Here is a 22,078-nt window from a genome sequence, read left to right as displayed (position 1 = left end):
TATAGTACTTCGTTCGAGAATCAGATTGGGTGTTTAGCCGTTTTCGCATTTATCGTGAAACGCTTTCGCGTTTTCGTGCGCGCCGCTTCACCGCGAATCACGACGATCCGAGGGAGGCTCAACAGCGCTTTGGCATCGGCGAGTTGCTCCTCGGGGAGAGCCGTTGCGGATGTACCACGGGTTCCTCCTGGTGGTGTGGTCCCCGAGCATGAGACCAGCCCCTGGCGGCGGTGACCAGTACCGGCTGCTGCGCCGCGGCTCCGGCAGACAGGATGCGCCGCGCCGGCAGCCGACGAGCGCCGGGGCTTCCGGGTGAACAGCGGGTGTCGCACGGCAAAAGTCCGGATCACGTAACGGAGTTCAGGCAGCAGACAACCTTCGCCCACAAGGGCCTGTCTCCTCCTCCGTCACCCACGTACCCCACAGGAGGAACCGTGCCCCGCCGCATTCTCGTCAGCGCCATCGCCGTCGCCGCCCTGACCGCACCTCTCGCCGTCTCGGTCACCGCCGGCACCGCGGCCGCGGCCCCGCAGCCGCCCCGCACCCCGGTCACCGACTTCGACCACGACGGCTTTCGCGCGACCTCGCCGTCGCCGCACCCCACGGCACTGTCGACGGCGTCGAGAACGCGGGCTACCTCTCCATCGTGTACGGCACCGCCTCCGGCCCCGGCACCGAGCGCCACCAGCTCATCAGCCGCGCCACCCCGGGCGTCCCCGGCGACCTCCAGGACACGTTCGCCTTCGGTTACCAGATGGTCCCCGCCGACCTCGACGCCGACGGCTACACCGACCTGCTCGTGACCGGCGGCGACGACAGCGGCAACAAGGCGACACGTCCTGTGGGGCTCCGCCTCCGGGCTGACCGGCGCGAACACCCTCCTGCCCTACGCGAACTCCGAGTTCGCCACGGGGACTTCAACGGCGACGGCAAGCGCGACCTGGTCGTCAACGACGTGCCCAGCGACGACCCCGACGTCTCCGGAATGACCATCGACTACGGCCCGATCACCCGCACCGGCAAGCCCCGCGTCCACGGACAGCATCGTCACTAGCGACGGGCCCACCGGCCTTCGCTCCTTCATCACCGGGGACCTCACCGGCGACGGCATCGATGACATCGTCAGCACGCACGGATCGAGGAGATGACGCACGACGCCCGCTTCTTCAAGGGCGGCCGCACCGGCGTCAGCCACAGCTCCACCAAGCTCGGCACGGCCTACAGCGGCACCGTCGGCGACGTCGACGGCGACGGGTGCGGCGATCTGATCCACTCAGTGACATCGGCGCCGTCACCGAAGTCATCGACTCCCCACCCGGGCAGCATCACGATCCAGTACGGCAGCTCGGCAGGACCGACCAACGCGCGCGCAAAGAAGGTCATCGCAGGCCACCGCGGGCGTCCCCGGGGCCAGCGAGGACGACGACGCGTTCGGCGCCTCCCTCCCAGCGCGAGGCGACGTGAACGGCGACGGCAGGGCCGAGGTCGCCGTCGGCGTCCGGCAGCCTGGGCGCGACGACCGGAACCGGTGCGGTCGTGCTGCTCAGAAGGGCGCGTCAAGGCCAACGGCGGCATGACGGCAAGGGCGCCGTCGCCTACCGCAGACCACCGCCGGAGTACCCGGCATCGCCGAAGCGGCGACGACTTCGGCCGCCAGGTGCACCTCACCTACCTCGACAAGGACGGCCACGCCGACCTGACCGCCACGGCCCCGGCGAGGACGGCACCTTCACCGACTCGGGCGCCCCTGTGGAACCTCCGCGGCTCTTAAGACCGGCCTGACCACCGCGAGCCGCCACGTTCTCGCCGATCAGGCTCGGCGACGAAGAGCGCCAAGTTCGGCCAGCAACTCGCCGGCTGACCACCCGCCACGTCCGATCGCTCGACCGCACGGCTGCCTCTGGCCGACGCGCTCGACCTCGGGTGCCGGGACGGCCTGACGATCGGACGGCGGCGCACGCTACCGGGTGCGGGGGCGATGTCCTGGGCAGAGGCGTCCGTCACGGGGCCAGCGTGCACGGCGTCCACTGATGAAGCTTGCAGATTCCGCACAGCAGAATCGTGCGAGAAGTCGACATGGACGAAGCTGCGGAAGAATCCGCCGCCCTGCACCGTCGCCGGCGTGGACCACGCGCTGCGAGCTGGCGACCATCCTGCAGGTGGAGGGCGGCGCGACCGTGGCGCAGCTCGCAGCGATGCCCAGGTGGGCCCAGTCGACAGCCTACGCCCCTGGCCATACCGGCTTTCGGGGACTTCGCTGTACCGGCGAAGGCACACCACGCCTGCAGGGCGCACCCGCTGTTAGCAGGTTGGCCACCGCCTTACGCGAAGAACAGTCACATTAGCTTCCGCATAGTTCATTGACGCGACGTAAAGCGAAGTGTCATTCTCCACGGCACCACGCCGGACGCGCGCCGTGTCTCCCTCTCCCCACCACGTGCGCGGGCCGAGCGCTTCCACGTTTCGGGTTTCCCGCTTCCACGAGACCCGAAGTCCCCAGTCAGGGAGAACGAGCGATGACACTCAACAACGGGACGACGACGTCCCCGGACCCGACCGCAGGGGCCACCCGGACACCGGGCTACCCGGAACGCTGGCCGCAGCCAGCGGCGCGGTGTCGTGGCCCAGGTCGCGAACGCCCTGCCGGCCTCACTGAACGGGCTGTTCCAGCGGGAGTTGAGGCGCGCCATGGCTCAACTCACCTGGATCACATCACGCGTTCATGATCGCGGTGGGTGTGCTTCGTTCACCTTCGGCGTCCTGGGTGACCTGTTCGGACGCCGCAGGCTCGTCCTCGCGGGCACCGCGCTGATCGCCGCCGGCAGCTTTCGTCGCCGCGCTCGCCGCCGACCGTTCAGGTGTCTGGCTCGGCGCCGCCCTGAACGGACTGGGCGCCGAACTGATCGCTACGCTCGCTCACGGCACTCACCGCGGTCGCCCGCGACGCACGGCAGCGAGCGCATGCCGTCGCGGTCTGGGTGGCTTCCTGTCCGCGGGTGCAGCCGGTAATCCCTGCTCGGCGGCATGTTCGCCAGGATCGGGACATTGGCGCGGCTCGCTTCTGGGTGCTCATTAGGACTCGCCCTCGTGCGGCGGCATGGTACTCACCGCGGCGCTGGCGACGGAGTCGAAATCACCCGAAGGGCCGCAAACTCGACATAGCCGGTCAGGTCACCTTCGCGCCCGGCCTCATCCTGGTGTTGTACGGCGCCGTCGAGGCCCCGGTCGGGCTGGACGACCCTGCCCGTCATTCTCTCCCTGGCCTTCGGCGCGATGTTCCTCGCGGCATTCGTCGTGGGTCGAGCTGGGGCGCCGTCCCCATCCTCGACCGCCTGTTCCGCGGCGAGCCTTCACCGTGTCGTCCGCCGCCGCGGTCATCGAAGGCATGCTCGCCTTCCTCGGCGTCTGCTTCGCGACGAGCATGTGGCTGGGTCCCGATGCAGCACCAGGACCCGATTCGGGTGGCGCTCCCCTTCCTGCTCCTGCCGGGGTCCTGCCTTCCTCCCCTCATCCCCGTCGTCTCGCGGCTGCTGCACCAGACTCGCCCGTCTGGCTCCTGACTTCAGGGTTCGTCCCTGAGTGGCGGCCGGCGCTGCCTGCTGTGCGCCCGGCTGAGACGTCACCGACCCGCGGCTCGGCGCGTTCACGGCGCCCCGCTCTTTGATCGGCATCCGGATTCGCCCCTGACCATCGGTTCCGTCACGGCCGTGGCCAGTGGGCAGCGTGCCTTTCACCTGGCGGGCATGGCCAGCGCCACCGCAACATGCTGCGCGACGCGGATTCGCGCCCTCGGCCCGGTCGTCGTCGGCGCGGTCGCCCTGGCGGCGCGGGTTCGGCACTACGACGAACCTGTCCGGCCGCGGTCACCCGCCGGCCGCTGAGACCACACGGCCGCACGAGAGGTCGCCTCGGCGGGCGGCCCTCTCGCCGTGAACAGCCTGCCGCCGGGCACGCCGGGGTCAGCGGCCCTAGCCTATTTTCTGGATGCCCTGGGCGGCGGCTTCAGCACCGCGTTCCTGGTCTGCGCCGCGGCATACGCCGTCGCCGCGGCACTCACTACCCCTTCGGCGCCAGTCGGACTGCCGTGGGCGATCCCGCCGGGGACGGGACACCCTCACCCGTGCCGCCCGGCCGCGGCCCGACGGAACCCGCTGCCCGCGCCGCGCGCCCCTGACCCCTGCACCCGCCCGGACGCGGCGGGCGGCGGGTGCCTTCGCGCCCGTCGCTGCCCGGGACAAGCCCCGGCCCACCTACGCCACGCGGCCCTCCGCCTCGCAGCCACGCGAGGCAGACGTCTTGATGTCCCGCTCAAGGCTGCTGCGCGGTCGCGAAGACTCGGCTCACCCGGGAAGCCGCTTTGGCGCACTCCAGCAGGTAGGCGAGGCCGCGTACTCCCGCGGATGCCGGGCGGCCGCCTCCCTGTCGATGTCGACGACGCCGACAGGAAGGTGAAGGTGCCGAAGTCGTAGACACTCTTGCGGTCACTGATGCGCCACGCACCGTCCCTCTTCTCAAGCGGTCGATGAATCGGTTGGCGGCCGTTGCATCCGAAGAGCCCAGGTCCGACGTTCTCGCCGATGATGAGACGGCGTTGGTCTCACTGACGGCCCGGGTTCCGTCAGCGGAGAAGGTCACGGCGGGCGCCGTGATCAGTGCTTGGTACGGAAGGCCGACGCGCCCATGCGCGCGGAGGCGTCCACGAACTCGTACGCGGGTCCTTCGAAGCCCAGGTGATCTCGATCCGGCCGTCGGGGTGGAAGAGTCCTTTCAACCTGTCCCACTCGCCCAGGTCACGGTGAATCCATCCCGTCATGAGGTCGGCGATGTCTTGTCGGTCCTGAAGTGTCGCGTTCATGCGTCAGTATTTGCCCGAGTGAACGATTGGTCCAACCGAAAGATACGATGGATCAATCGTTTCTGCCGATGAGTGAGGCACAATCAATGGAGCTGCGACACCTGCGCTACTTCGTCGCTGTCGCCGACGAACGACACTCGGCCGCGCCTCGGCCCTGCTGCGTCACCCAGTCCACCCTCGCGCCCAGGTGCAGGCCCTGGAACGCGAGGTGGGCGGACCTCTGTTCGTCCGGACCAGCCGACGCGTCGAGCTGACCGAGGCCGGAGAGCTGCTTCTTCCGGAGGCCCGCCGTGCGTTGGCACAGGCCGACCGCGCGCTGCATGTCGCACGGCAGCCGGTGCACGGGAGACAGGAGCGGTACGCATCGGCTTCTCGGGCGTCGCGGCCTTGCAGGGCGTCCTCGCCGACGATCTACGGGACTTCCACCGCGCGCAGCCAGGAGTCGACCTCACCTGACCGAGCTTCCCGCCTGCCTCTCAGGTCCAGGGAGTTCGCGATGGCACACTCGACATCGGATACTGCCCCCGACCTCGGCCTCAAGGACGCCAAGGGGTTGCGTGTCAGCCGCCGCGGGCCCACCCCGATGTCGGTCGCCCTGCGCTCCGACCACGAACTGGCGTCCGCCGCCGTGGTGACCACCGCCGATCTCGCCGACCATGACCTCATCGTCTTCGCGAGTGAAGACGAAGGCGAGACCATCCTTTCCCGGCTCTGGCCCGCCGTGGCCGAAGGCCGGGCCCCGGGCCCGGCTGGTCGGCAGCACCCTCGGCGTCCTCGCGCTGGCGTCCGCGGGCACGGGGGTGGCCCTCGTCCCCACCGCCACAGAGCGCATCGCCTTGCCGGGTCTCGCGTACCGACCACTTCACGGCTCACTGACGGGACCGGATCTGATGGTGCTCAGCCGGGAGGGGAGAAACATCGGGCGCGGTCCGTGCTTACCTCAGCACCGTCCCCCGCCTCTTGACCCACCGCAACGCCCGACCGCTTGAGGCTCCCGCGCCGCCCTCGTCCGAGGACGGCTCGCCAGGGTGCATCGAGCGTCTCAGCCCGACGGCCGCGCGAGAGTGCCCCAGCATCTCGGACATGGCCCGGGTCGCGTTCAACAGTTCCGTCGCGAAGCCGGGCAGTTCCTGTTCGGAGACACCGCGTGCCGGCATCACCAGGGTGACGACGAGCGGGAACGAGTCGCCCGCGGTGAAGACCGGGGCGGCCAGGGAGGTGACACCAGGAATGACCCCGCCGGCCGTGGCGGTCCCACGCCTTCGCGCCGCACTTCTTCCTTGATCCGGGCCACCGTCGCCCGGGGCCGCCGCGTCCAGCGCCTCCGTCTGCAACTGCCCGCACAGCACGGGTTCGGTGATCTGTTCGGGCAGATGGGCGAGAGGAAGGCTCCGCCCATGGCCGAGGTCAGCAGCGGCATGGTGGCGCCGACCCGGACCGTGATCGGCAGTGCGTGCGCACCGTACTCCCAGCGCACGACGACGGGCCCGTGATCGCCCCACACCGCCAGGTTGACCGCGTGCGACGTGCGGTCCCGTAGCTCGGTCAAATGCTCACTGACCAGGGCGACTTCGTCCATCCTGCGCAGCGACTCGACGCCGAGTCGCCGCATGGACGGCCCCATGTCGTACCGCCCGGAACTGGGTGACTGGGCGACGAGACCCACCCGGGCGAGACTGACGAGGTAGCGGTGGGCCTTGCTCGGCTGCATGCCGGCGCCGGCGGCGATCTGCGTCAGGCTCATCGGCCCCGGCCCTCCTCGAGGGCCAGCAGGACCGTCATGGCCAGTTCGACGGACTGAATGCCCTGGCGGGCCCGGCGAGGCATCACCGGCTTCGGATGCGGAGGGCGCTGATCTGTCACAGCGGCGATGATATGACCGTCCCCTCCCCTCCCAGAGCAGGCCGCGGAGTTGCGACATCAGGCCTCCGCTCGCGCCTTTCCGACCTCAGTGCCACCGCTCACCGCGGCCAGCAACTCCCGGAGCAGAGCGGGCACGGCGTCCCCCGCCGGTCGCCGTGCCGAAGACGTAGAGTCGGGGGCGGACCACGGCGGCCGCGCAGCCGAGGTCGGCGAGACCAGGCGCGGTAGGTGCCCCGGACGTCATGGACGATGGCCGCACGCCGGTGCGGGAGCAGCTTGTTCACCGGGTACGACGACGCGTACCTCCGCGCGATCCAGTTCGTCCAACAGGCTGGTGGACTCCAGGGCCGCCAACTGTTCGGCGATGACGAGCACATGGAAGCCGCCGCCCACGAGCTGGTCCAGGCGGTCGCGGCGCGAGCCGTCGTCCACCACCGCCTGCACCGACAGCTGCCCCCGGCCGGCACCCGAGTTCCGCGCGAGGAGGCCCTCGACGAGGCCCGGCAGGCGCACCGCCTCGGGCGCCTTCGCCTCCGCGCGCCGGGCCAGGAGGACCGGTCGAGCGCTCCGCGGCCCGCACCGGAGTCGCGCAGCGTCTGCAGGTGCCCCAGTTCGATGCCCTTCTCGGTCACCGTCCGCACGTGAGGTGCACGCTCCTGTTGATACGTGTGTCGAGGACGGTGTCCGGCACACGTCCGCGCAGGACCAGGTCCAGCTTGAACGCGAGGCTCTGCGCGTCGCGGAAGCCCGAGCACATGCCCTGTCCGAGGAACGGGGGCATCTGGTGCGCCGCGTCACCCGCGAGCAGCGCTCGTCCCGCGCGCCAGTCCCGCGCGATGAGCGACCTGAACGTGTAGGTGGCGACCCTGATGAGGTCGGCGTCATCGGGTGTAGGTGGGGCGCCACGCGTTTCCAGACCCGCTGCGGATCGCGTTCGACCGGGAAGTCGTCCACGGAGTCGAGCATGAAGCTGAAGCGGTGGTGCTCCGGTCCGAGCGAGATGATCGAGGTCGGGCCCGCAGGGTCGCCGAGTTGGAGGCCGGTGGCACCGGCGCCGGACGGCGGAACCGGAAGTCGCACACCATCCACGGTTCGGAGAAGCCGTAGTCGTGCAGGCCGATGCCGAGGGCCGACCGCACGAAACTGTTGCCCCCGTCGCAAGCGACCACGTACCGCGCCCTCGTCGTCTCGCGCCCGCCGGGGACCCTCGACGGTGAGCTCGACGTGTTCCGTGTGCTGTTCCAGGGCGACGACGGTGTGCGCGTGCCGCACGTCCACGTTCGGCATCGAACGACAGACTCCGTCCAGCGCGGCCTCCAGATCGGGCTGGTACATCATGTGCCCACTCGGCCCACCCGCTGCGTCCGGTCGCGGCGAAGCGCTGCTCGATGAGCAGGTCGCCACTGCCGTTGCGCCATTCGTACGTGGGCTGCACGCGCACTCGCGGCAGCAGGTCGTCCGCGACGCCGAGCCGTGCCAGGGTGCGCATCGTCTCGTCGTCGAAGCTGGCCGCACGCGGCAGGTTGTACGAGCCCTCGTACCGCTCGAGACACCCGGACCTGATGCCCCGCCCGCCCCAACAGGGCGGCCGTCACCATGCCCACCGGCCCGTATCCCACCACGGCCACGTCCACCGGCACCGTGTCCGGTCCCGGCTCCACGGCATCGTGCCCCGCACCCGTCATCGGGTATCTCCCTTCGCTCGGACCTTCCGTCGGACCGTCAGTCGGACGTTCCCGAGGGTTGACACCCACGGAACCCTAGGTTTCACCATCCATGAAGTCAATGCATATAAATGAAACCCGACAGTGGAGTCGCGATGCGGACCATCGGCCTTGAGGAACACTTCGTCACCCGGGTTGGCGGCGTACGGCGCCTCGTCGGCCTCGATCCTCCAGCCGGAGAAGTGGCGCGAGGCGTCCCGGCGGCTCCTCGACGTCACGGGCGAGCGGCTCGCGGAGATGGACGCGGCGGGTCTCGACATGCAGGTTCTCTCCCTCAACGCCCCGGGAATCCAGGCCGAGTCGGACGCCGGAACCGCGGTCTCCCGGGCCGCGGCGGTCAACGACCTGCTCGCGTCGGTGGTGGCGGACCACCCCGGCCGCTTCGCCGGCTTCGCGGCGTTGCCGTTGCAGGATCCGCAGGCAGCGGCGAAGGAACTGGAGCGCGCCGTCTCCCAACTGGGCCTGCGCGGAGTGCTGGTGAACGCGCACACACAGGGCCGCTACCTCGACGACCCCGCCCTGCGCGGGGTGTGGGAGCGGCTCGAAGGGCTGGACGTACCGCTCTACCTGCATCCCGCCAACGGTGTCGGCACCCCGCACGTCATCGAGGGGCACCCCGAACTCGTCGGCCCGATGTGGAGCTGGGGCACGGAGACCGCGACGCACTTCCTGCGCCTGGTCTTCGGCGGCGTCTTCGACGACTTCCCTCGGGCCAGGGTGCTGTTGGGGCACATGGGCGAGGGCCCGCCGTACCTGCTGTGGCGGCTGGACTCGCGCTGGGACTACCACGCTCACCACGGGGTCGAACTGGCCCTGGGCCGCCCGTCGGAGTACGTCCGGCGCAACCTGCACATCACGACGAGCGGGGTTCGCTCGCCCCCGCCCCTGCTGTGCGCGCTGCTCGCACTCGAGCGGACCACGTTCTCTTCGGCACCGACCATCCCTTTCGAGGGACATGGCGACGGCCACCGCGTTCCTGCGCACGGCGCCGGTCAGCGAGCCGACCGCTCGAAGATCGCCCACCGCAACGCCGAGCGCCTGCTCGGTCTGTAGTCCTCCCCACATCACGTCACCCTTCCGCCGGGCCCGACCGAGCAAGCAGTCGCCGGCATGACCGACGAGAACGCGGTACGGCACTGGATCGAAGGCGCATGGGTGCTTCCTCGCGCCGCGCGACAGCATCGACCCCGCGACGGGCGAGAGTCATCGGGACGTACGCGGACGCGGACGCCGACGTGGGCCACCGTGCCGTCGACGCGGCCGACCGCGCGTTCCGGGACGGCACGTGGTCGCTGGATCCGATGGTGCGGGCGACCGCCCTGAGCACCTCGCCGACGCCTACGACGCTCGGATGCCGGAGGTGATCGCCACTCTGTGCAGGGAGAACGGCAACCCGGCACGAGGCGGGCTTCGAGGCGCACTTCATCCTGCGCGCGCTGCGGTTCGCGGCGGTCTCGCCGCGCATCCGCACGGCCGGGTCACCGACCCGCAACCCGGCCGCATGGCGATGTCGATCCGGCAGCCCATCGGCGTCGCGGGGATCGTGGTGCCGTGGAACTCCCCCGCCTATCTGTGCATCCGCGCGCTGGCACCGGCGCTCGCGGCGGGTTGCACGGCCGTGGTGAAGATGCCGGGACAGGCGGCCATGACCGCGGCGCTGATGGGCGAGATCCTCGCCTCCGTACCCGAGTTGCCGAGGGAGTGGTGAAACGTCGTCGTCGAGTCCGGTTTCCGAAGTCGCCCGGCTGCTCGTCGACTCGCCCTAAGGTGCCGGTGATCAGCTTCACCGGGAGTACCGCGACCGGCCGCATGGTCGCGCAGGCCGCGGCCCGCTTCAAGAGGGTGGGCCTGAGCTGGGCGGCAAGACGCCGCATCTGGTGTTCGCGGACGCCGACTGCAGGCCGCCCTCGCCACGGCCGTGCAGTCATGCACCGTCTTCGCGGGCCAGTTCTGCATGACGGGGAGCCGGATCCTCGTAGCGGGAGATCGCCGACGCCTTCACCGCCGCTCTCGCGGCACGGCTGAGAGCGTACGGCCAGGGCCGGCGTCCGACGCCGCCAGCCAGATCGGACCACCGATCGACAAGGCGGCGGTCGCCCGGGTCGACGCCGCCGTGGAGGCGGCCGTCGCGGCTGGTGCCAAACCGATCGTCCGAGGCGGTCCGAGCACCCGCCCCGAGCTGGCCGGCGGCGCCTTCTACCATCCGACGCCGCTCACCGTGCCCGACTCTCGCTTGCGATCGTCCAGGAGGAGACGTTCGCCGGTGCAGACGGTCCAGGTCTTCGACACCGAGGCGGAGGCGGTGGCCCCTCGCCAACGACACCGAGTACGGCCTCAGTGCCTGTGTCTCGGCAGGGACGCCGACCGGCCGGTGCGGGTCGCCCGGCAACTCGACGCGGGTCTCGTCTCGTTCAACAGCTGGGCGAATTCTGACCGTGGAGTTCGAGGAGGGCGGCTACAAGTCGAGCGGCGTGGGCCGCCTCGGCGGCCTGGCGTCCGTGGAGGACTTCCTGGAGCACAAGCAGATCACCCAGGACTATCTGCCGCATCAGCACGGGTGAGGGCGATGCCGCGCTTCCGGCCGCCCTCGACCCTTGCTGTTATTACATATAACGCCTACGCCTCGCAGCACCCCGCCGCCGCCCGCACCAGACGCGCGGATCCGGGGTCACGGGCCCCCCGACCTGAGCGCTGTCGTTCACCACGCGCCGCCCTCCCGCCGCGCGGCACGCCGGATCACACCTGGCAGGAGGCCACACATGGCCCAGCAACGCGACCTTCTGACCCCTCGAGATCGACGGGCACAAGATCACGGCGCTCGTCGCCGCACCCGCCGAACCGACCGGGAAACCCCTGATCGCCGCTCTTCACGGCGGCACGTACACCGCCCCACTACTTTCGACGTCGCAGGCTCCCCGGAGGGGTCCTTCCTCGACACCGCCGTCGCGCACGGACACCCGGTGGCTCGCCTTCGACCGCCCCGGATACGGCGGCAGCACGCTCCCTCGCGCCGGACGTCAACACCTTCACCCGCCACGCCGAACTGCTCGGCGACGCCGTCACGCAGGCCGCCGAGCGCCTCGGCCCGACGCCGTGCTCCCTGGTCGGCCACCCATCGGCGGCATGATCGCACTGATGATCGCGGCAGACGATCCCGGCTTCCCGCTCATCGGGGTCTCGGCGACCGGCATGGGGAGCAGTCATCCCGCCCGGCGGCGCCGCCGAGGCCCTCGGCCCCTCCCCCGGACGAGACGGTCGACCTGCCCCACGCGGAACGGGGACGCGGTGATGTTCGGTCCGGCACACACCCACACAGGCCGTGGGAGCGAGCGCACACGTCCTACGCGCCCGTGCCTGTAGCGGGAGTTGGTCCAGGCACCGGCCTGGCTCCCGGGACCATCTGCCCCCGCCTGGCACCGAACGTCCGCGTGCCCGTCCACAACGCGCTCGCCGAGTTCGACGCCCTGCTGAGCAGCGGCCCCCAGAACGTCGCGACGCTTCGCGGGACCTGTTCACGGCAGCCCCTGTTCATCGACGCCACGGTCGCCCGCGGCACGGGGCACCGCATCGATCACCACACGCTCGGCCACGCCCTGCACCTGCGGCAGTTCGCGTTCGCCGCGGAGTGCGCGCAGTGGGCGGCGGCGCGGCGGCAGGCCGGAGTCGTGCACTGATGACCGCCCCCGAACCGGCCGTCGTCGACCCCACCCACAGCCTTCCACCGCACACCCAGGTCCTGATCGCGGGCGGCGGCCCTGTCGGACTGGCCACCGCCGTCGAACTGGGCCGGCGCGGCATCGCGTGCGTCGTCGTCGAACCCCGCCGGACGGTGTCCCGGGCGCGACCACGCTGCAAGACGCTCAACGTCCCGCACCATGGAGCACCTGCGCCGATGGGGGCCTTGCCGACCGGCTGCGCAAGCATGCGCCCCTGCCCGTCTCCTGGTCTCAGGACGTCGTGTTCTGCACCTCGCTCGCGGGCAGGGAACTGTCGCGCTTCACCGGTGTCCTGGGCCTCGCGCCCGACGGGGACCGGTTCGCCGAAGTCGGCCAGCAGGCCCCGCAGTACGTCCTGGAAGACGTACTGCGCCAGGCCGTCCGGGAACTCCCAGCTGCCGGCTCGTCCTCGGCCCGAAGGTCACCGCCGTCAGCCAGGGCGACGACCTGGTGTCCGTCACCGTCACGGACGACGCTGGAAAACGGACCGTCGTGACAGCCGACTACGTGATCGGCTGCGACGGTCCGCGCAGCATCGTCCGCGACGAACTCGGTGCCCGCTATGTCGGCGGTCAGGCCCTGCGCCCGAACTTCGGCATGGTCTTCACGTGCCCCGGCCTGTCGGAACGGGTGAGGCACGGGCCGGCCGTGCAGTACTGGGTCGTCCACCCCCGACGCCTCCGGCACTGCTCGGCCCGCTGGACCGCGAGGACACCTGGTGGGCGATCGCCTTCGGCGTGGACCGGGCGGAAGGGGAGCGCGACGCACTGCGTTTCCTCGACACCGTCGCCGGCGGCCCGGTACGGGCCACGGTCCTGTCCACCGATCCATGGACCCGCGCGCATGCAGATCGTCGACCGCATGCGGCACGGGCGGGTGTTCCTGGCGGGCGACGCCGCGCACCTCAACCCGCCCTTCGGCGGCCACGGGCTGAACACCGGCATCGGCGACGCCGTCGACCTCGGCTGGAAGATCGCGGCGGTGCTCCAGGGCTGGGGCGGGCCGGCCCTGCTCGACAGCTACGAGGCCGAACGCCGCCCTCGTCCAAGAACGCGTCATCCGCGAGGCGACCGCCAACATGCGGGTCCTGTCGACCGAGTTGCTGGCCGACAACCTGGACGCGCCGGACGAGGCCGGCGCATCGGCCCGGCGGGCAGCAGGCCTGCGCATCCAGCAGACCAGAAGGCGGAATTCCACTCCCCTGACCTGGTCCTCGGGCAGCACATCGCCGCCTCACCAGTGCTTCCCACAGAGACACAACCACCGAGCCGTGCACCCGGCACCGAGGCCCGGGTCGGATCCCGCCTGCCACGCGCCTTTCCCTTCCGGACGGCCGCTCCCTCTACGACGTCCTCGGGAACCGGTTGACCCTCCTCGTCGTCGGCGACACCGCGGTCCACGAGGCAGCCGCCCCTGACCTCGCGGTGCTCAGGACGCGGCGCTCACCGTCGTGCATCTGACCGGCTGAGCAGGCCCGCTGCGCCAACCTCCTCCGGCACCCGCATGGCGCTGGTCCGCCCGGACCAGGTGATCGGCTGGCTGGGGGACTCACTCCCCGCGAACTTCCGCTCCCTCATCGACACCTTGCGCGGCCTCGACGTCCCACGGACGACGCCCGCGCCACCTCAGCGCGCCTGACGCCCCGTCACCTACGAACTCCGCCCCGGCCGCAATGCCCCTGTCCGAGGTATCTGCCCAGCGGCCGGGGCGACCCTCCCTCCGCCGACCCGAGCCTCCTCCTGCCCGGATCCCCCTCTCTCAGAAGGAAACAGCGCATGAGCAGACATCCATGGACCCGACGCCAGATCCTCAGCACTAGCAGCGGGGAACAGCGGCGCGACCGGCGCCGGTCAGCTGGCGGCTCCCGACACCGCCCGGGCGTCCGCGGGACGGTCCCCGGTCCGGGCCGCTCAGGATCGTCGCGATCGAGGAGGCCGTCATGCTGCCCGGTCTGATCACCCAGGGCACCGCGCTGGGCGGAGCGATCCCCTTCAAGCCCGAGGTCACCCGCGAGTGGCCGAGCGGCTCCCGGACATCACCGAGTACCGCCTCGCCGACATGGACGCCAACGGTGTGGCGACCGTGCAGGTGCTGTCCCTCACCCGCCCGGGGTACAGATGCAGCCCGACGCAGCCGTCGCCGTACGGGACGCGCAGGGCCGCCAACGACGCGCTCGCCGGAATCATCGCCGCCCATCCCACCCGCTTCGGCGGTCTCGCCGCGCTGCCCCTCCAGGACCCCGGCGCGGCCGTGGCCGAGGCCAGGCGAGCGATACGGGATCTCGGCATGGCCGGCTTCCTGGTCAGCGGCCACACCAACGGCCACTACCTGGACGAACCGCAGTTCCGCCCGGTGTGGTCCGCCCTGGAAGAACTCGGCCGCCCTCTACCTGCACCCCACTCCGGCGCCGACAGGGCGGGTGGGGGCTGTCAGGACCGTCCCGGGAAACTGGTCGGCCCCGCTCTACAGCTGGGCGGCCGAGGCGGGCGGACACGCGCTGCGCATCCTCCTCGGCGGCGTCTTCGACGACTTCCCGGAGCCCGGCTCATGCGTCGGCCACATGGGCGAGTTCCTCCCGTTCCACGTCCCCCGGCTCGACGTCCAGATCCGCAACATCACCACCCGCGTCCCTCTCAGAAGGCACCCTCCGCGTACTTCGGGGACAACATCTCCGTCACCACGTCCGGGGTCATGGACGACACCATGCTCAGGGCGCCGCCATCGACGTCGTCGGCATCGACCACGTCCTCTTCGCCATCGACCACCCCTTCGAGAAGAGGCGAACAGGCCGTCACTTTCCTGCGCCGTGCGCCCCTGACGCCCACTCAGCGCAGAAAGATCGCGCACGGCAGCGCCGAGCGGATCCTGCGGCTGTGAGGCCGCCCGTCCTACTGGAGGGCGGCACTGGTGGCCCGCTATAGTTGATATCGACCATCGCGGCCGAAGCGAGGACACAGCGTGGCGACACTCCCCGAGGGACCGTGCAGCCCATCACTTCACGGTCCGTGGCCAGAACAGGCCACCGAGGAGCTGCGGCGCGCGATCCTGGCGGGCGCGCTCGCCCCCGGCGCGGGTACTCGCTGCGCGAGATGGCCGGCATGCTCGACATCAGCTTCATCCCCATCCGCGAGGGCGCGCTGCGCAGCCTGGAGAGCGAGGGCCTGGTCATCATGCGGCCCGGCCGCAGCGCGTGTCATCGCCCCGCTCGACCTCGACGACCTGCACGGCATCTACCGTCTGCGGCGCGTCTGGAGCCGGAGATCGCTCGGCGCTCCTGCACCTTGCTGACGGACGAGGACCTGGACCGACTGGCGTCCCAGGCAGCCGACTTCGGCGCTCGGGACACGGCATGGCCGACATCTACGACGACCACCACGCCTTCCACCTCGCCCTGTTGGCGCCGGCCGCGACCGTCTGGGGACATCCGCGTCCTGACCACGCTGTGGCGGGCGGCGAGCAGCACATCGCATCAGTTCCCGGACGGCTCGACCCCGACCCGACCGAGGCACGAGCGGCGGGGCAAGGCGCACAGGCCCTTCTCGACGCCTTCCGCACCCAGCGACCCCGAGAGATCGCCGCGGCGGTCGAGCAGCACCTCGCCCGTAACGAGAAGATCGCCTTCTCACGCTCTGTCCTGGGAGGCGGCTGAGGGGCGGGCAGAGCGACAGCCACCACCAGCGACAGCACCCGTCTTCACCTTCACCTGACCTGACCTCATCGACTCTTCGCTGTTATCACATATAGCGATGGAGTTGCCATAGTACGAACGCCGCACTTTCCGCATCCCTCCCGCAGAAAGGCACCACCATGTGCATCCCGCACGCGAACCGGCGTGACTTCCTCAGGACAGCCGCGGCGGCTGCGGCCACGGCCCTTCCGACGCTCGCCGGCCCCACCGTCGCCCACGCGCAGGAACACACCGCCGACGTCACCGGGAAGGTCGCGCTCACCGACGTCCGGGTCTTCGACGGCGACCGGCTCACCGCGCCGCGCACCGTCGTCATCGAGAACGGACTGATCGGGCTGAGCGCCCTCGGGGCGCGAGTGATCGACTGCGCGGGCGCCACCCTGCTGCCCGGCCTGATCGATGCCCCACATCCACCTCCAGGACGTCACCACCCTGCAGCAGCTGGCCGGTTGGGGCGTCGCGACGGAGCCTCGGACATGGCCTGCTTCCCGCCGTCGCTCGTCGACTCACTGCGCAGAAGGCCCGGCTCGACCGACATCCGCAGCGCAGGGCACCTGCCGCTGGCACCCGGCAGCCCGCAGAGCCAGATCCCCGGCTTCCCGGCGAACGCGGTCCTGATCGGTCCCGACCAGGCGCTCGCCTTCGTCCGCGCCGCATCGGCGAGGGTTCGACTACATCAAGGTCATCGTCGACGGGCCTGTCTCTCCCCGCCACCGTCAAGCGCCGTCACCGCGGCGCCCACTCGTTCGGCAGGCTCGTCATGGCGCACGCGACCTCGGCGCTCACGGTGGGCCGTGCGCTGGACGCAGGCGTGCGCACATGATCCATCACGTTCCGCTCGACAGCCCGCTCTCCGACGCGACGGCAGCGCGCTACGCCGCCACGGGCTACGGTCGCCGTCCCCACCCTGACGATGATGGAGGGTTTCGCCGCCCTCGAGGGTGCCGGGGTGAGTCACGCGGCCGCGGAGGGCAGTGTGGCCGCGCTGCGCCGGGCCGGCGTCCGATCCTGGCGGGCACCGACTCCAACCACACGCCCGGGATTCCCGTGCAGCCGTTGCCCGTCCCGTAGCCTGCAGCCACGAACTGGAGCCGCTGGTACGCGCCGGCTGACGCCCGTGAGGCCCTGCGCGCCACGACCAGCCTCGCCCGCGCGCAGTCCCGGGTTGCGGCGGCGGCGTCCGCCCCGGTAGCCGCGCCGATCTGGTGCTGGTCGACGGCGACCCTGGCGGATATCACCGCGACCCGCGCGATCCGGCGCGGATGGGTCGGCGGCACGGAGTACGCGCCGGTCGGCTGAGCGCGCAACCGTTCGGGACCAGCCTCGGCCGGTCCCGGACGGCACGTCACTGGTCAGCTCGAGAGCCGCGGTGACGATGCTCGTCGGCGCCGATGCCGTGATGCCGGTAGACCTTCCTCCAGCGAACCGGACTGACCGAAGCGGGTCACCCCAAGCCTGCGGGCCGGCACGCGGTGCAGGTGGCCAGGAAAGCGAGGGTGTGCGGGTGTCCGTCCAGAACGGTGACCAGGTGTGCGCGTTCCGGGAAGACCTGGTCCAGGATCCAGTCGGCCGCCTCACCGTGCCCGGCGTGCGTCGAGGGGGCCCGGTAGAGGAGGCCGGGGCTGTCATGCAGACCACGTCGGCAGGACGCCGAGTCCCTGGAGGCGGTCCCGTCGCAGACGCCTCGAGTCACCGGTCGGCGCCCATGGCGGCGATGCAGACCTGTGGGCTCCGAGTGTGCGCCGCAGCGGATAGGCACCGGCGACGACCCGACGGCGCCGGCGTTCCCGGGCCGCCGGATTGCACCCGCGCGCAGCGTCTGGTCCACGGGCCGGGTCGACAGGCGCAGGTGGCGGAACTGCCGTCGGCGCGGCCGAGCCGGGACAGCGCGCGGCCAGCAGCGTCCACTGGTGTCGAGGGCGAACGCCGGCTCCCAGGTCGTACAACCCGGCTGCTCCCAGGCCCATGGGACGGCGTGGTGATCGACTGGCGTGCCCGCCCTCGCGCGAGGGTCAGCCGGACGGGGTGCCGACCAGAATCGACTGCCCGCCGGCGTAGATGCCGAACGACCAAGCGTTCCAGGGCACGTTGAACGAGGGGTCGTACAGCACTGATCGGCAGCAACGGTTGGCGACCGGCTCCAGGTGGCTCCCAGCTCGCCGGGAGACCGATCAGGGTTTATCTCCGCGATGCCGAGTTCGATGTGCTGGCCGGTCGGCCGCTGCGCCAGTGCAGGATGGGTCTCCCGTGTCGTCGGCGAACCAGTCCACACGCTCGCGCGCGACCGACAGCCGACCTTGCTGACCCACCCGCCCAGGTTCGTGGAGCTGGACGTCGGGACCACGGTCACCACCCGGCCCGCGACCTCGGGGCGCCTGGCCAGGGTCGGAACTCGAGCAGGACCCGGCCCAGGGCCGCCGTGCCTCGTCGCCGCACCACTGTCGGCGTCCGGCCGATGTCCGCCGGGATCGCCGCGTGCGTCTCGGGAACGGTCCCATCGGCGCAGCCCGTGCCCCGGTCTCCCGCACAGAGGCGGGCGGCCACGCAGGGTCCGCAGCGCGAGCGCCCTGCGGGCGGGCGAGGTCCGCGCCGATCCGGTCGGCCATGGTCGCCCATCTGTTCCAGCGTCAGCGGGGAGGAGTGGTTCTGCGGATGCCCCCTCGGTGGGCAAGGCCGTGCCCCTTGACCGTGTACGCGAAGATCACCGTGGGCCGGTCGTCGCTGACCTTTCGGACAGGGCGCCGTCAGAGTGGCGGCGAGCCGTGACCGCCGAGAGAAGCGTGACGGCGGCCATCCGAGGTCGAGTCGTCCGTGTCCGCGAGCAGTTCGGCGATCGCCGGGGCACCAGGCCCGGTGCCAGGCAGTCGGTCGCGCAGGTCGGCGGCGGGCAGCGCAGCGAGCGCTGGTACTCGGGAGTTGGACATGGCGTCGATGCGATCCGCAGTTCCCTGTCACCGGGGCGCGCGAACAGTTCTCAGCAGAGTGCCGTACTTGAGGTGAGCGCCTGCCAGCCAGCCGCGGCGAACGTACGTGCAGGCGGCCCGCCGCGATGTTCGGCACGACACGGTCAAAGGACTGGCGGTTAGGGTCCACGATCCAGACGGAAGGTTTCGCCCAGTTCGGCGACCTGCGGGTCGGTACCGCCTCCCACACGGCTCCCTCGTCCAGTTCCGCGTCGCCCACCAGCGCGTACTGCCGGCCGGCAGGGCGCCGCCGAGTACGTACCGGCGGGCGAGCGCTCCCAGATCGTCGCCGTGGCGCCGTGCCCACCGAGCCGGTGGGTAGTCGACCGGATCGGGGTCGCTGAGCGGCTCGGATAGCTCTGCAGACCGCCGAAGGCGCGCAGATGGACAGCCGGGAGGCGTCCAGCTCGCCGAGCAGGTGGTTGAGGGCGTGCAGCACCGGCGAGGCGTGCGGTTTTGACCAGACGCGGTCCTCGGGACGCAGATGACGGAACCACAGCGCCGTCATGATCGACACCATCGACGCGCACGACGCCTGGTGGCCCGCCGACCTTCAGTCCCGACGGGTACGGGGGCGCACCCGGTTGGCGTGGTGGACGATCGCGCTCGACAGCCCACAACACGCGGTCCTCACGATCTCGTGCGGCAAGCCGAGGGCGGCGTCCGTAATGATCCACTTGAAGGCGGCTGGTGCAGTGGTCGCTGACGGAACGGTCTCCTCGCGCTCGGCACATCAGCGGACGGATGCGGGACCAGCTGTGAAACAGGGAAGTATCACGCCGACGGGCGCTCCGCATCGGCTGCGGCCGAGAGACCACCGGACCACGGCGGCACACAGAACCCACGAGAATCACGCAGAATGCCCAGTCACCCGGCTGCTCAGCCCCGGAAGGTGCACACCGTGCCCAACTCGAACGGATCGACCCGACCGACGCCCGCCTCTTGCTGGCACTCACCGCGCATCCCGGTCCACGACGGTATCTCATGCCGAGGCCAAACGGGCTCAGCCCGCAACACCGTGCAGGCCCGGCGGCGGCGCTGGACCGCAGCGGCCGTGGACGCTCGTTCGAGCAGCGAGTCGACCCGGCGGCGCTCGGCTATCCGCTCGCCACGTTCGTCACCACACAGGTGGCCAGTGCCGACTCGACGAGGTGGCACGGGCCCTGTCCCCGAGGTGGTGCAAGTGGACGGGCTGTCCGGCGAGTGTGACCTGCTGACGTCGTGGCGGCCGACGCCGACGACCTGTACCGCGTGGCGGACGCATCCTCGGCATCCCCGGGTTGAGCGCACCAGCACGGCACTCGTCATGCGCCGCCTGGTGCCGTACCGGATCGCTCCGCTGCTGCCGCCGTACCGCCGGTTCCTGAGCAGGGCCTCACCCACCCGTGCGGTCCGGAGGAGATTCCTCGGCCCGACACCTTTGCTGTTATCACGCCTTAACCCTGTGATCCGGTGCCGCGATGCGCCTCGGGCCTCGCCCGACGAGCGCCTCCCGCCTCGCGCTCCGCGCGACGCCATCGCCGACAGGAACGACCCGGTCGGCACTCCCCAAGGAACACAGGAACGTCCCGTGCGTATCGCCAACCTCTCCGGCCGACTGGTCCTCGTCGTGGACGATCGTGCCGTCGACGTCAAGCGGGCCAGTGACGGCCGCTTCGCCGCGGACCCGCAGGCCGTCTACGACCGCTGGGAGGAGTTCCGGGCATGGGCGGCCCGGGGCCCGGCTGCCCGGGGCCGACCCCGCGGACCTCGGCGCGCCGGCGCCCGCGCCACGGCAGATCGTCGCCGCCGGCCTCAGCTACCGCGACCACGCCTCCGAGTCGGGATTCGTTGCCCGACACCATGCCGCCGGTCTTCACCAGAGTTCGCCACCATCACCGGACCGATCACCGAGGTGGTCCTGCCGCCCGGCGGTCACACCGACTGGGAGATCGAACTCGTGCGCCGTCATCGGCACCCGCGCCCACCACGTCGTGGCCGACGGTGCCTGGGACCACGTGGCCGGGCTGACCGATGGAGTCGAGGACATCTCCGAGCGCATCACGCAACTGGAAGGCCTCGCCCCAGTTCAGCGCTGGGCGAGTCGTTCGGAGTTCGCCCCGACCGGGCCGTGGCTGGTCACCCCGGTGCGTTCGACAACCGCGACGACCTGGGGCTGCGCTGCACCAATGGACGGAAAGAGATGCAGAAGCGCACCGGCTGACCCTGATCTCTTCTCCGTTCCCCCAACTCATCGCCCGGCTGTCCGCGGTGATCCCGCTGCTGCCCGGAGACGTCGTCTTCTGCGGGACACCGGCCGGGGTCGGACTGGGCCGCGACCCACAGCGCTGGCTCGCCCCGGCGACGAGACTGGTCCAGCACCATCCGAGGGCATCGGCGAAGACTCCGCCAGCGCTTCATCACACAGGCCTGACCTCCGGAGCGCCCCCGGCGACCGGGCCGCCCTTCCGCCCGGCCGGCCGGTGACCGACACCGCGCGCAGACCGCCCGGCGCTCCACCGCGGGCGCACGCCCGTCAGGAATTCGATCGAGGAGAATCGGATGACCGCCACACCGAAGTTCGCCCACGTCGTGTTCCAGACCAGCAACCCCACCGAGATGCGCGACTGGTACTGCACCGTTCTGGCCGGCCACGTGGTGTTCCAGAACGACAGCCTGTGCTTCATCACCTACGACGAGAGCACCACCGCGTCGCCTTGCTCACCCCGCCGGTCCCGCTGAGCGCATAAGACACCCACGACGGCGCGGCATATCACGTCGCTTACACCTTCGACCACCTCGACGATCTCCTCGCCCGCTACGAGATGCTGCGCGACAAGGGCGTCACCCCCGCGGTGTGCATCGCCCACGGCGTCACCACGTCGATGTACTACCGGGACCCCTGACGGCAGCTTCGTCGAGATGCAGATCGACAACTTCGCCGACCCGGACGACGCCACCGGCTACATGCGCGGCCCCGAGTACAGCGAGGACGCCGTCGGTCCGGCCTTCGACCCCGAGGGCGATGCTGGCCGCCCGCCGCTCCCGGCAGCGCCGTGGAGGATCTGACCTGCCGGTCCTGGGCCTGAAGACCCCCAGCCCGATCCGATGCTGGTGCTCACCGGGGCGGCCTGAATCCCGCCACACCACCCCACCCTTCGTCGAGGAGAATCGCTTGAGCGCGTCCAACAGCGCCAGCGACTGCTTCATGTGCGGCCCTGGAACAAGCAGCAGAGAGTGCCGTCGTGTTCCCGCGATGCCTTGTGGTCGGCGCAGACGGTGCCTGGTTG

The 22,078-nt window shown here is 70.8% G+C and carries 20 protein-coding genes and 4 pseudogenes; 19 read left to right on the top strand and 5 right to left on the bottom strand.

The window, feature by feature from the left end:
- The first annotated feature begins 646 nt into the window (after nucleotides 1-646).
- The 3 genes from RBJ77_RS35845 (at nucleotide 647) to RBJ77_RS35835 (ending at nucleotide 5,819) form a co-directional block, all read left to right on the top strand.
- Nucleotides 647-1,054: a hypothetical protein gene (locus RBJ77_RS35845; protein ID WP_372348800.1), complete on the top strand. Its 408-nt coding sequence runs from the start codon at nucleotides 647-649 to the stop codon at nucleotides 1,052-1,054.
- A gap of 406 nt (nucleotides 1,055-1,460) precedes the next feature.
- Nucleotides 1,461-1,577, top strand: coding sequence for a hypothetical protein (locus RBJ77_RS35840; protein WP_372348799.1), 117 nt, complete (start codon nucleotides 1,461-1,463; stop codon nucleotides 1,575-1,577).
- Nucleotides 1,578-5,042: 3,465 nt separating this feature from the next.
- On the top strand, nucleotides 5,043-5,819 hold the full coding sequence (locus tag RBJ77_RS35835) for a LysR family transcriptional regulator (protein WP_372348798.1): 777 nt from the start codon (nucleotides 5,043-5,045) through the stop codon (nucleotides 5,817-5,819).
- A 192-nt stretch (nucleotides 5,820-6,011) separates the two neighbouring features.
- Here RBJ77_RS35835 and RBJ77_RS35830 read toward each other — a convergent pair whose 3' ends face one another.
- From RBJ77_RS35830 to RBJ77_RS35810, 5 genes and pseudogenes are all read right to left on the bottom strand, one after another.
- Nucleotides 6,012-6,599: an IclR family transcriptional regulator gene (locus tag RBJ77_RS35830; protein ID WP_372348797.1), complete on the bottom strand. Its 588-nt coding sequence runs from the start codon at nucleotides 6,597-6,599 to the stop codon at nucleotides 6,012-6,014.
- Entirely contained in the window at nucleotides 6,596-6,718 is a 123-nt protein-coding gene (locus RBJ77_RS35825; RefSeq protein ID WP_372348796.1) for a hypothetical protein, read from the bottom strand. The genes RBJ77_RS35830 and RBJ77_RS35825 overlap by 4 nt, the downstream gene beginning before the upstream one ends.
- A 240-nt stretch (nucleotides 6,719-6,958) precedes the next feature.
- The gene (locus RBJ77_RS35820) at nucleotides 6,959-7,231 is read right to left on the bottom strand and encodes a hypothetical protein (protein ID WP_372348795.1); all 273 of its coding nucleotides are present in this window, start codon (nucleotides 7,229-7,231) and stop codon (nucleotides 6,959-6,961) included.
- A 115-nt stretch (nucleotides 7,232-7,346) separates the two neighbouring features.
- Nucleotides 7,347-7,541 (bottom strand): annotated as a pseudogene (locus RBJ77_RS35815) (FAD-dependent monooxygenase); the annotation flags it as partial.
- Nucleotides 7,542-7,599: 58 nt separating this feature from the next.
- On the bottom strand, nucleotides 7,600-7,887 hold the full coding sequence (locus tag RBJ77_RS35810; protein WP_372348794.1) for a hypothetical protein: 288 nt from the start codon (nucleotides 7,885-7,887) through the stop codon (nucleotides 7,600-7,602).
- Nucleotides 7,888-8,553: 666 nt separating this feature from the next.
- Here RBJ77_RS35810 and RBJ77_RS35805 point away from each other — a divergent pair.
- The 16 genes and pseudogenes from RBJ77_RS35805 to RBJ77_RS35730 all read left to right on the top strand — a co-directional run bounded on the left by RBJ77_RS35805 (nucleotide 8,554) and on the right by RBJ77_RS35730 (nucleotide 21,857).
- A complete protein-coding gene (locus tag RBJ77_RS35805) occupies nucleotides 8,554-9,495 on the top strand; it encodes an amidohydrolase family protein (RefSeq protein ID WP_372348793.1) in 942 nt (313 codons plus the stop codon).
- Between the two features lie 298 nt (nucleotides 9,496-9,793).
- Nucleotides 9,794-10,150: an aldehyde dehydrogenase family protein gene (locus RBJ77_RS35800; RefSeq protein ID WP_372348792.1), complete on the top strand. Its 357-nt coding sequence runs from the start codon at nucleotides 9,794-9,796 to the stop codon at nucleotides 10,148-10,150.
- Between the two features lie 246 nt (nucleotides 10,151-10,396).
- Nucleotides 10,397-10,819, top strand: a pseudogene (locus RBJ77_RS35795) (aldehyde dehydrogenase family protein); the annotation flags it as partial.
- A 58-nt stretch (nucleotides 10,820-10,877) separates the two neighbouring features.
- Nucleotides 10,878-11,003 (top strand): hypothetical protein, encoded by a 126-nt coding sequence (locus tag RBJ77_RS35790; RefSeq protein WP_372348802.1) that lies wholly within the window; start codon nucleotides 10,878-10,880, stop codon nucleotides 11,001-11,003.
- A gap of 867 nt (nucleotides 11,004-11,870) precedes the next feature.
- The gene (locus RBJ77_RS35785) at nucleotides 11,871-12,116 is read left to right on the top strand and encodes a hypothetical protein (RefSeq protein WP_372348791.1); all 246 of its coding nucleotides are present in this window, start codon (nucleotides 11,871-11,873) and stop codon (nucleotides 12,114-12,116) included.
- A pseudogene (locus tag RBJ77_RS35780) lies at nucleotides 12,116-12,247 on the top strand (FAD-dependent monooxygenase); the annotation flags it as partial. The gene RBJ77_RS35785 and the pseudogene RBJ77_RS35780, both read left to right, overlap by 1 nt.
- Before the next feature lie 152 nt (nucleotides 12,248-12,399).
- A complete protein-coding gene (locus RBJ77_RS35775) occupies nucleotides 12,400-12,654 on the top strand; it encodes a hypothetical protein (protein WP_372348801.1) in 255 nt (84 codons plus the stop codon).
- Complete coding sequence (locus RBJ77_RS35770; protein ID WP_372348790.1) at nucleotides 12,609-13,526, top strand: FAD-dependent monooxygenase; 918 nt, start codon at nucleotides 12,609-12,611, stop codon at nucleotides 13,524-13,526. Before RBJ77_RS35775 ends, RBJ77_RS35770 begins: the two co-directional genes overlap by 46 nt.
- Nucleotides 13,527-13,661: 135 nt before the next feature.
- On the top strand, nucleotides 13,662-13,796 hold the full coding sequence (locus RBJ77_RS35765; protein WP_372348789.1) for a hypothetical protein: 135 nt from the start codon (nucleotides 13,662-13,664) through the stop codon (nucleotides 13,794-13,796).
- 375 nt (nucleotides 13,797-14,171) lie between these two features.
- Nucleotides 14,172-15,035: an amidohydrolase family protein gene (locus RBJ77_RS35760; protein ID WP_372348788.1), complete on the top strand. Its 864-nt coding sequence runs from the start codon at nucleotides 14,172-14,174 to the stop codon at nucleotides 15,033-15,035.
- Between the two features lie 472 nt (nucleotides 15,036-15,507).
- A complete protein-coding gene (locus tag RBJ77_RS35755; RefSeq protein ID WP_372348787.1) occupies nucleotides 15,508-15,807 on the top strand; it encodes a hypothetical protein in 300 nt (99 codons plus the stop codon).
- A 158-nt stretch (nucleotides 15,808-15,965) separates the two neighbouring features.
- Nucleotides 15,966-16,757 (top strand): twin-arginine translocation signal domain-containing protein, encoded by a 792-nt coding sequence (locus RBJ77_RS35750; protein ID WP_372348786.1) that lies wholly within the window; start codon nucleotides 15,966-15,968, stop codon nucleotides 16,755-16,757.
- 3,512 nt (nucleotides 16,758-20,269) lie between these two features.
- Nucleotides 20,270-20,971, top strand: a pseudogene (locus RBJ77_RS35745) (fumarylacetoacetate hydrolase family protein); the annotation flags it as partial.
- Nucleotides 20,972-21,059: 88 nt separating this feature from the next.
- Nucleotides 21,060-21,275 carry a hypothetical protein gene (locus RBJ77_RS35740; RefSeq protein WP_372348785.1) on the top strand — a complete coding sequence of 72 codons (216 nt, stop codon included), beginning with the start codon at nucleotides 21,060-21,062 and terminating at the stop codon, nucleotides 21,273-21,275.
- Between the two features lie 75 nt (nucleotides 21,276-21,350).
- Nucleotides 21,351-21,530 carry a hypothetical protein gene (locus RBJ77_RS35735; RefSeq protein WP_372348459.1) on the top strand — a complete coding sequence of 60 codons (180 nt, stop codon included), beginning with the start codon at nucleotides 21,351-21,353 and terminating at the stop codon, nucleotides 21,528-21,530.
- Nucleotides 21,531-21,710: 180 nt separating this feature from the next.
- Nucleotides 21,711-21,857 carry a hypothetical protein gene (locus RBJ77_RS35730; RefSeq protein WP_372348784.1) on the top strand — a complete coding sequence of 49 codons (147 nt, stop codon included), beginning with the start codon at nucleotides 21,711-21,713 and terminating at the stop codon, nucleotides 21,855-21,857.
- Nucleotides 21,858-22,078: the final 221 nt, after the last annotated feature.

The sequence above is a fragment of the Streptomyces sp. KL116D genome (assembly GCF_030766975.1).
GTDB lineage: Bacteria > Actinomycetota > Actinomycetes > Streptomycetales > Streptomycetaceae > Streptomyces > Streptomyces longispororuber_A.
Note: the sequence above shows the minus strand (reverse complement) of the source record. Positions and strands in the feature narration are given on the sequence as shown.

Coding starts and splice junctions, on each gene's coding strand:
- RBJ77_RS35750 (WP_372348786.1), top strand. CDS start 15,966: ATGTGCATCCCGCACGCGAACCGGCGTGACTTCCTCAGGACAGCCGCG.
- RBJ77_RS35765 (WP_372348789.1), top strand. CDS start 13,662: ATGGCGCTGGTCCGCCCGGACCAGGTGATCGGCTGGCTGGGGGACTCA.
- RBJ77_RS35830 (WP_372348797.1), bottom strand. CDS start 6,599: ATGAGCCTGACGCAGATCGCCGCCGGCGCCGGCATGCAGCCGAGCAAG.
- RBJ77_RS35735 (WP_372348459.1), top strand. CDS start 21,351: ATGACCGCCACACCGAAGTTCGCCCACGTCGTGTTCCAGACCAGCAAC.
- RBJ77_RS35730 (WP_372348784.1), top strand. CDS start 21,711: ATGCAGATCGACAACTTCGCCGACCCGGACGACGCCACCGGCTACATG.
- RBJ77_RS35755 (WP_372348787.1), top strand. CDS start 15,508: ATGGCCGACATCTACGACGACCACCACGCCTTCCACCTCGCCCTGTTG.
- RBJ77_RS35800 (WP_372348792.1), top strand. CDS start 9,794: ATGCCGGAGGTGATCGCCACTCTGTGCAGGGAGAACGGCAACCCGGCA.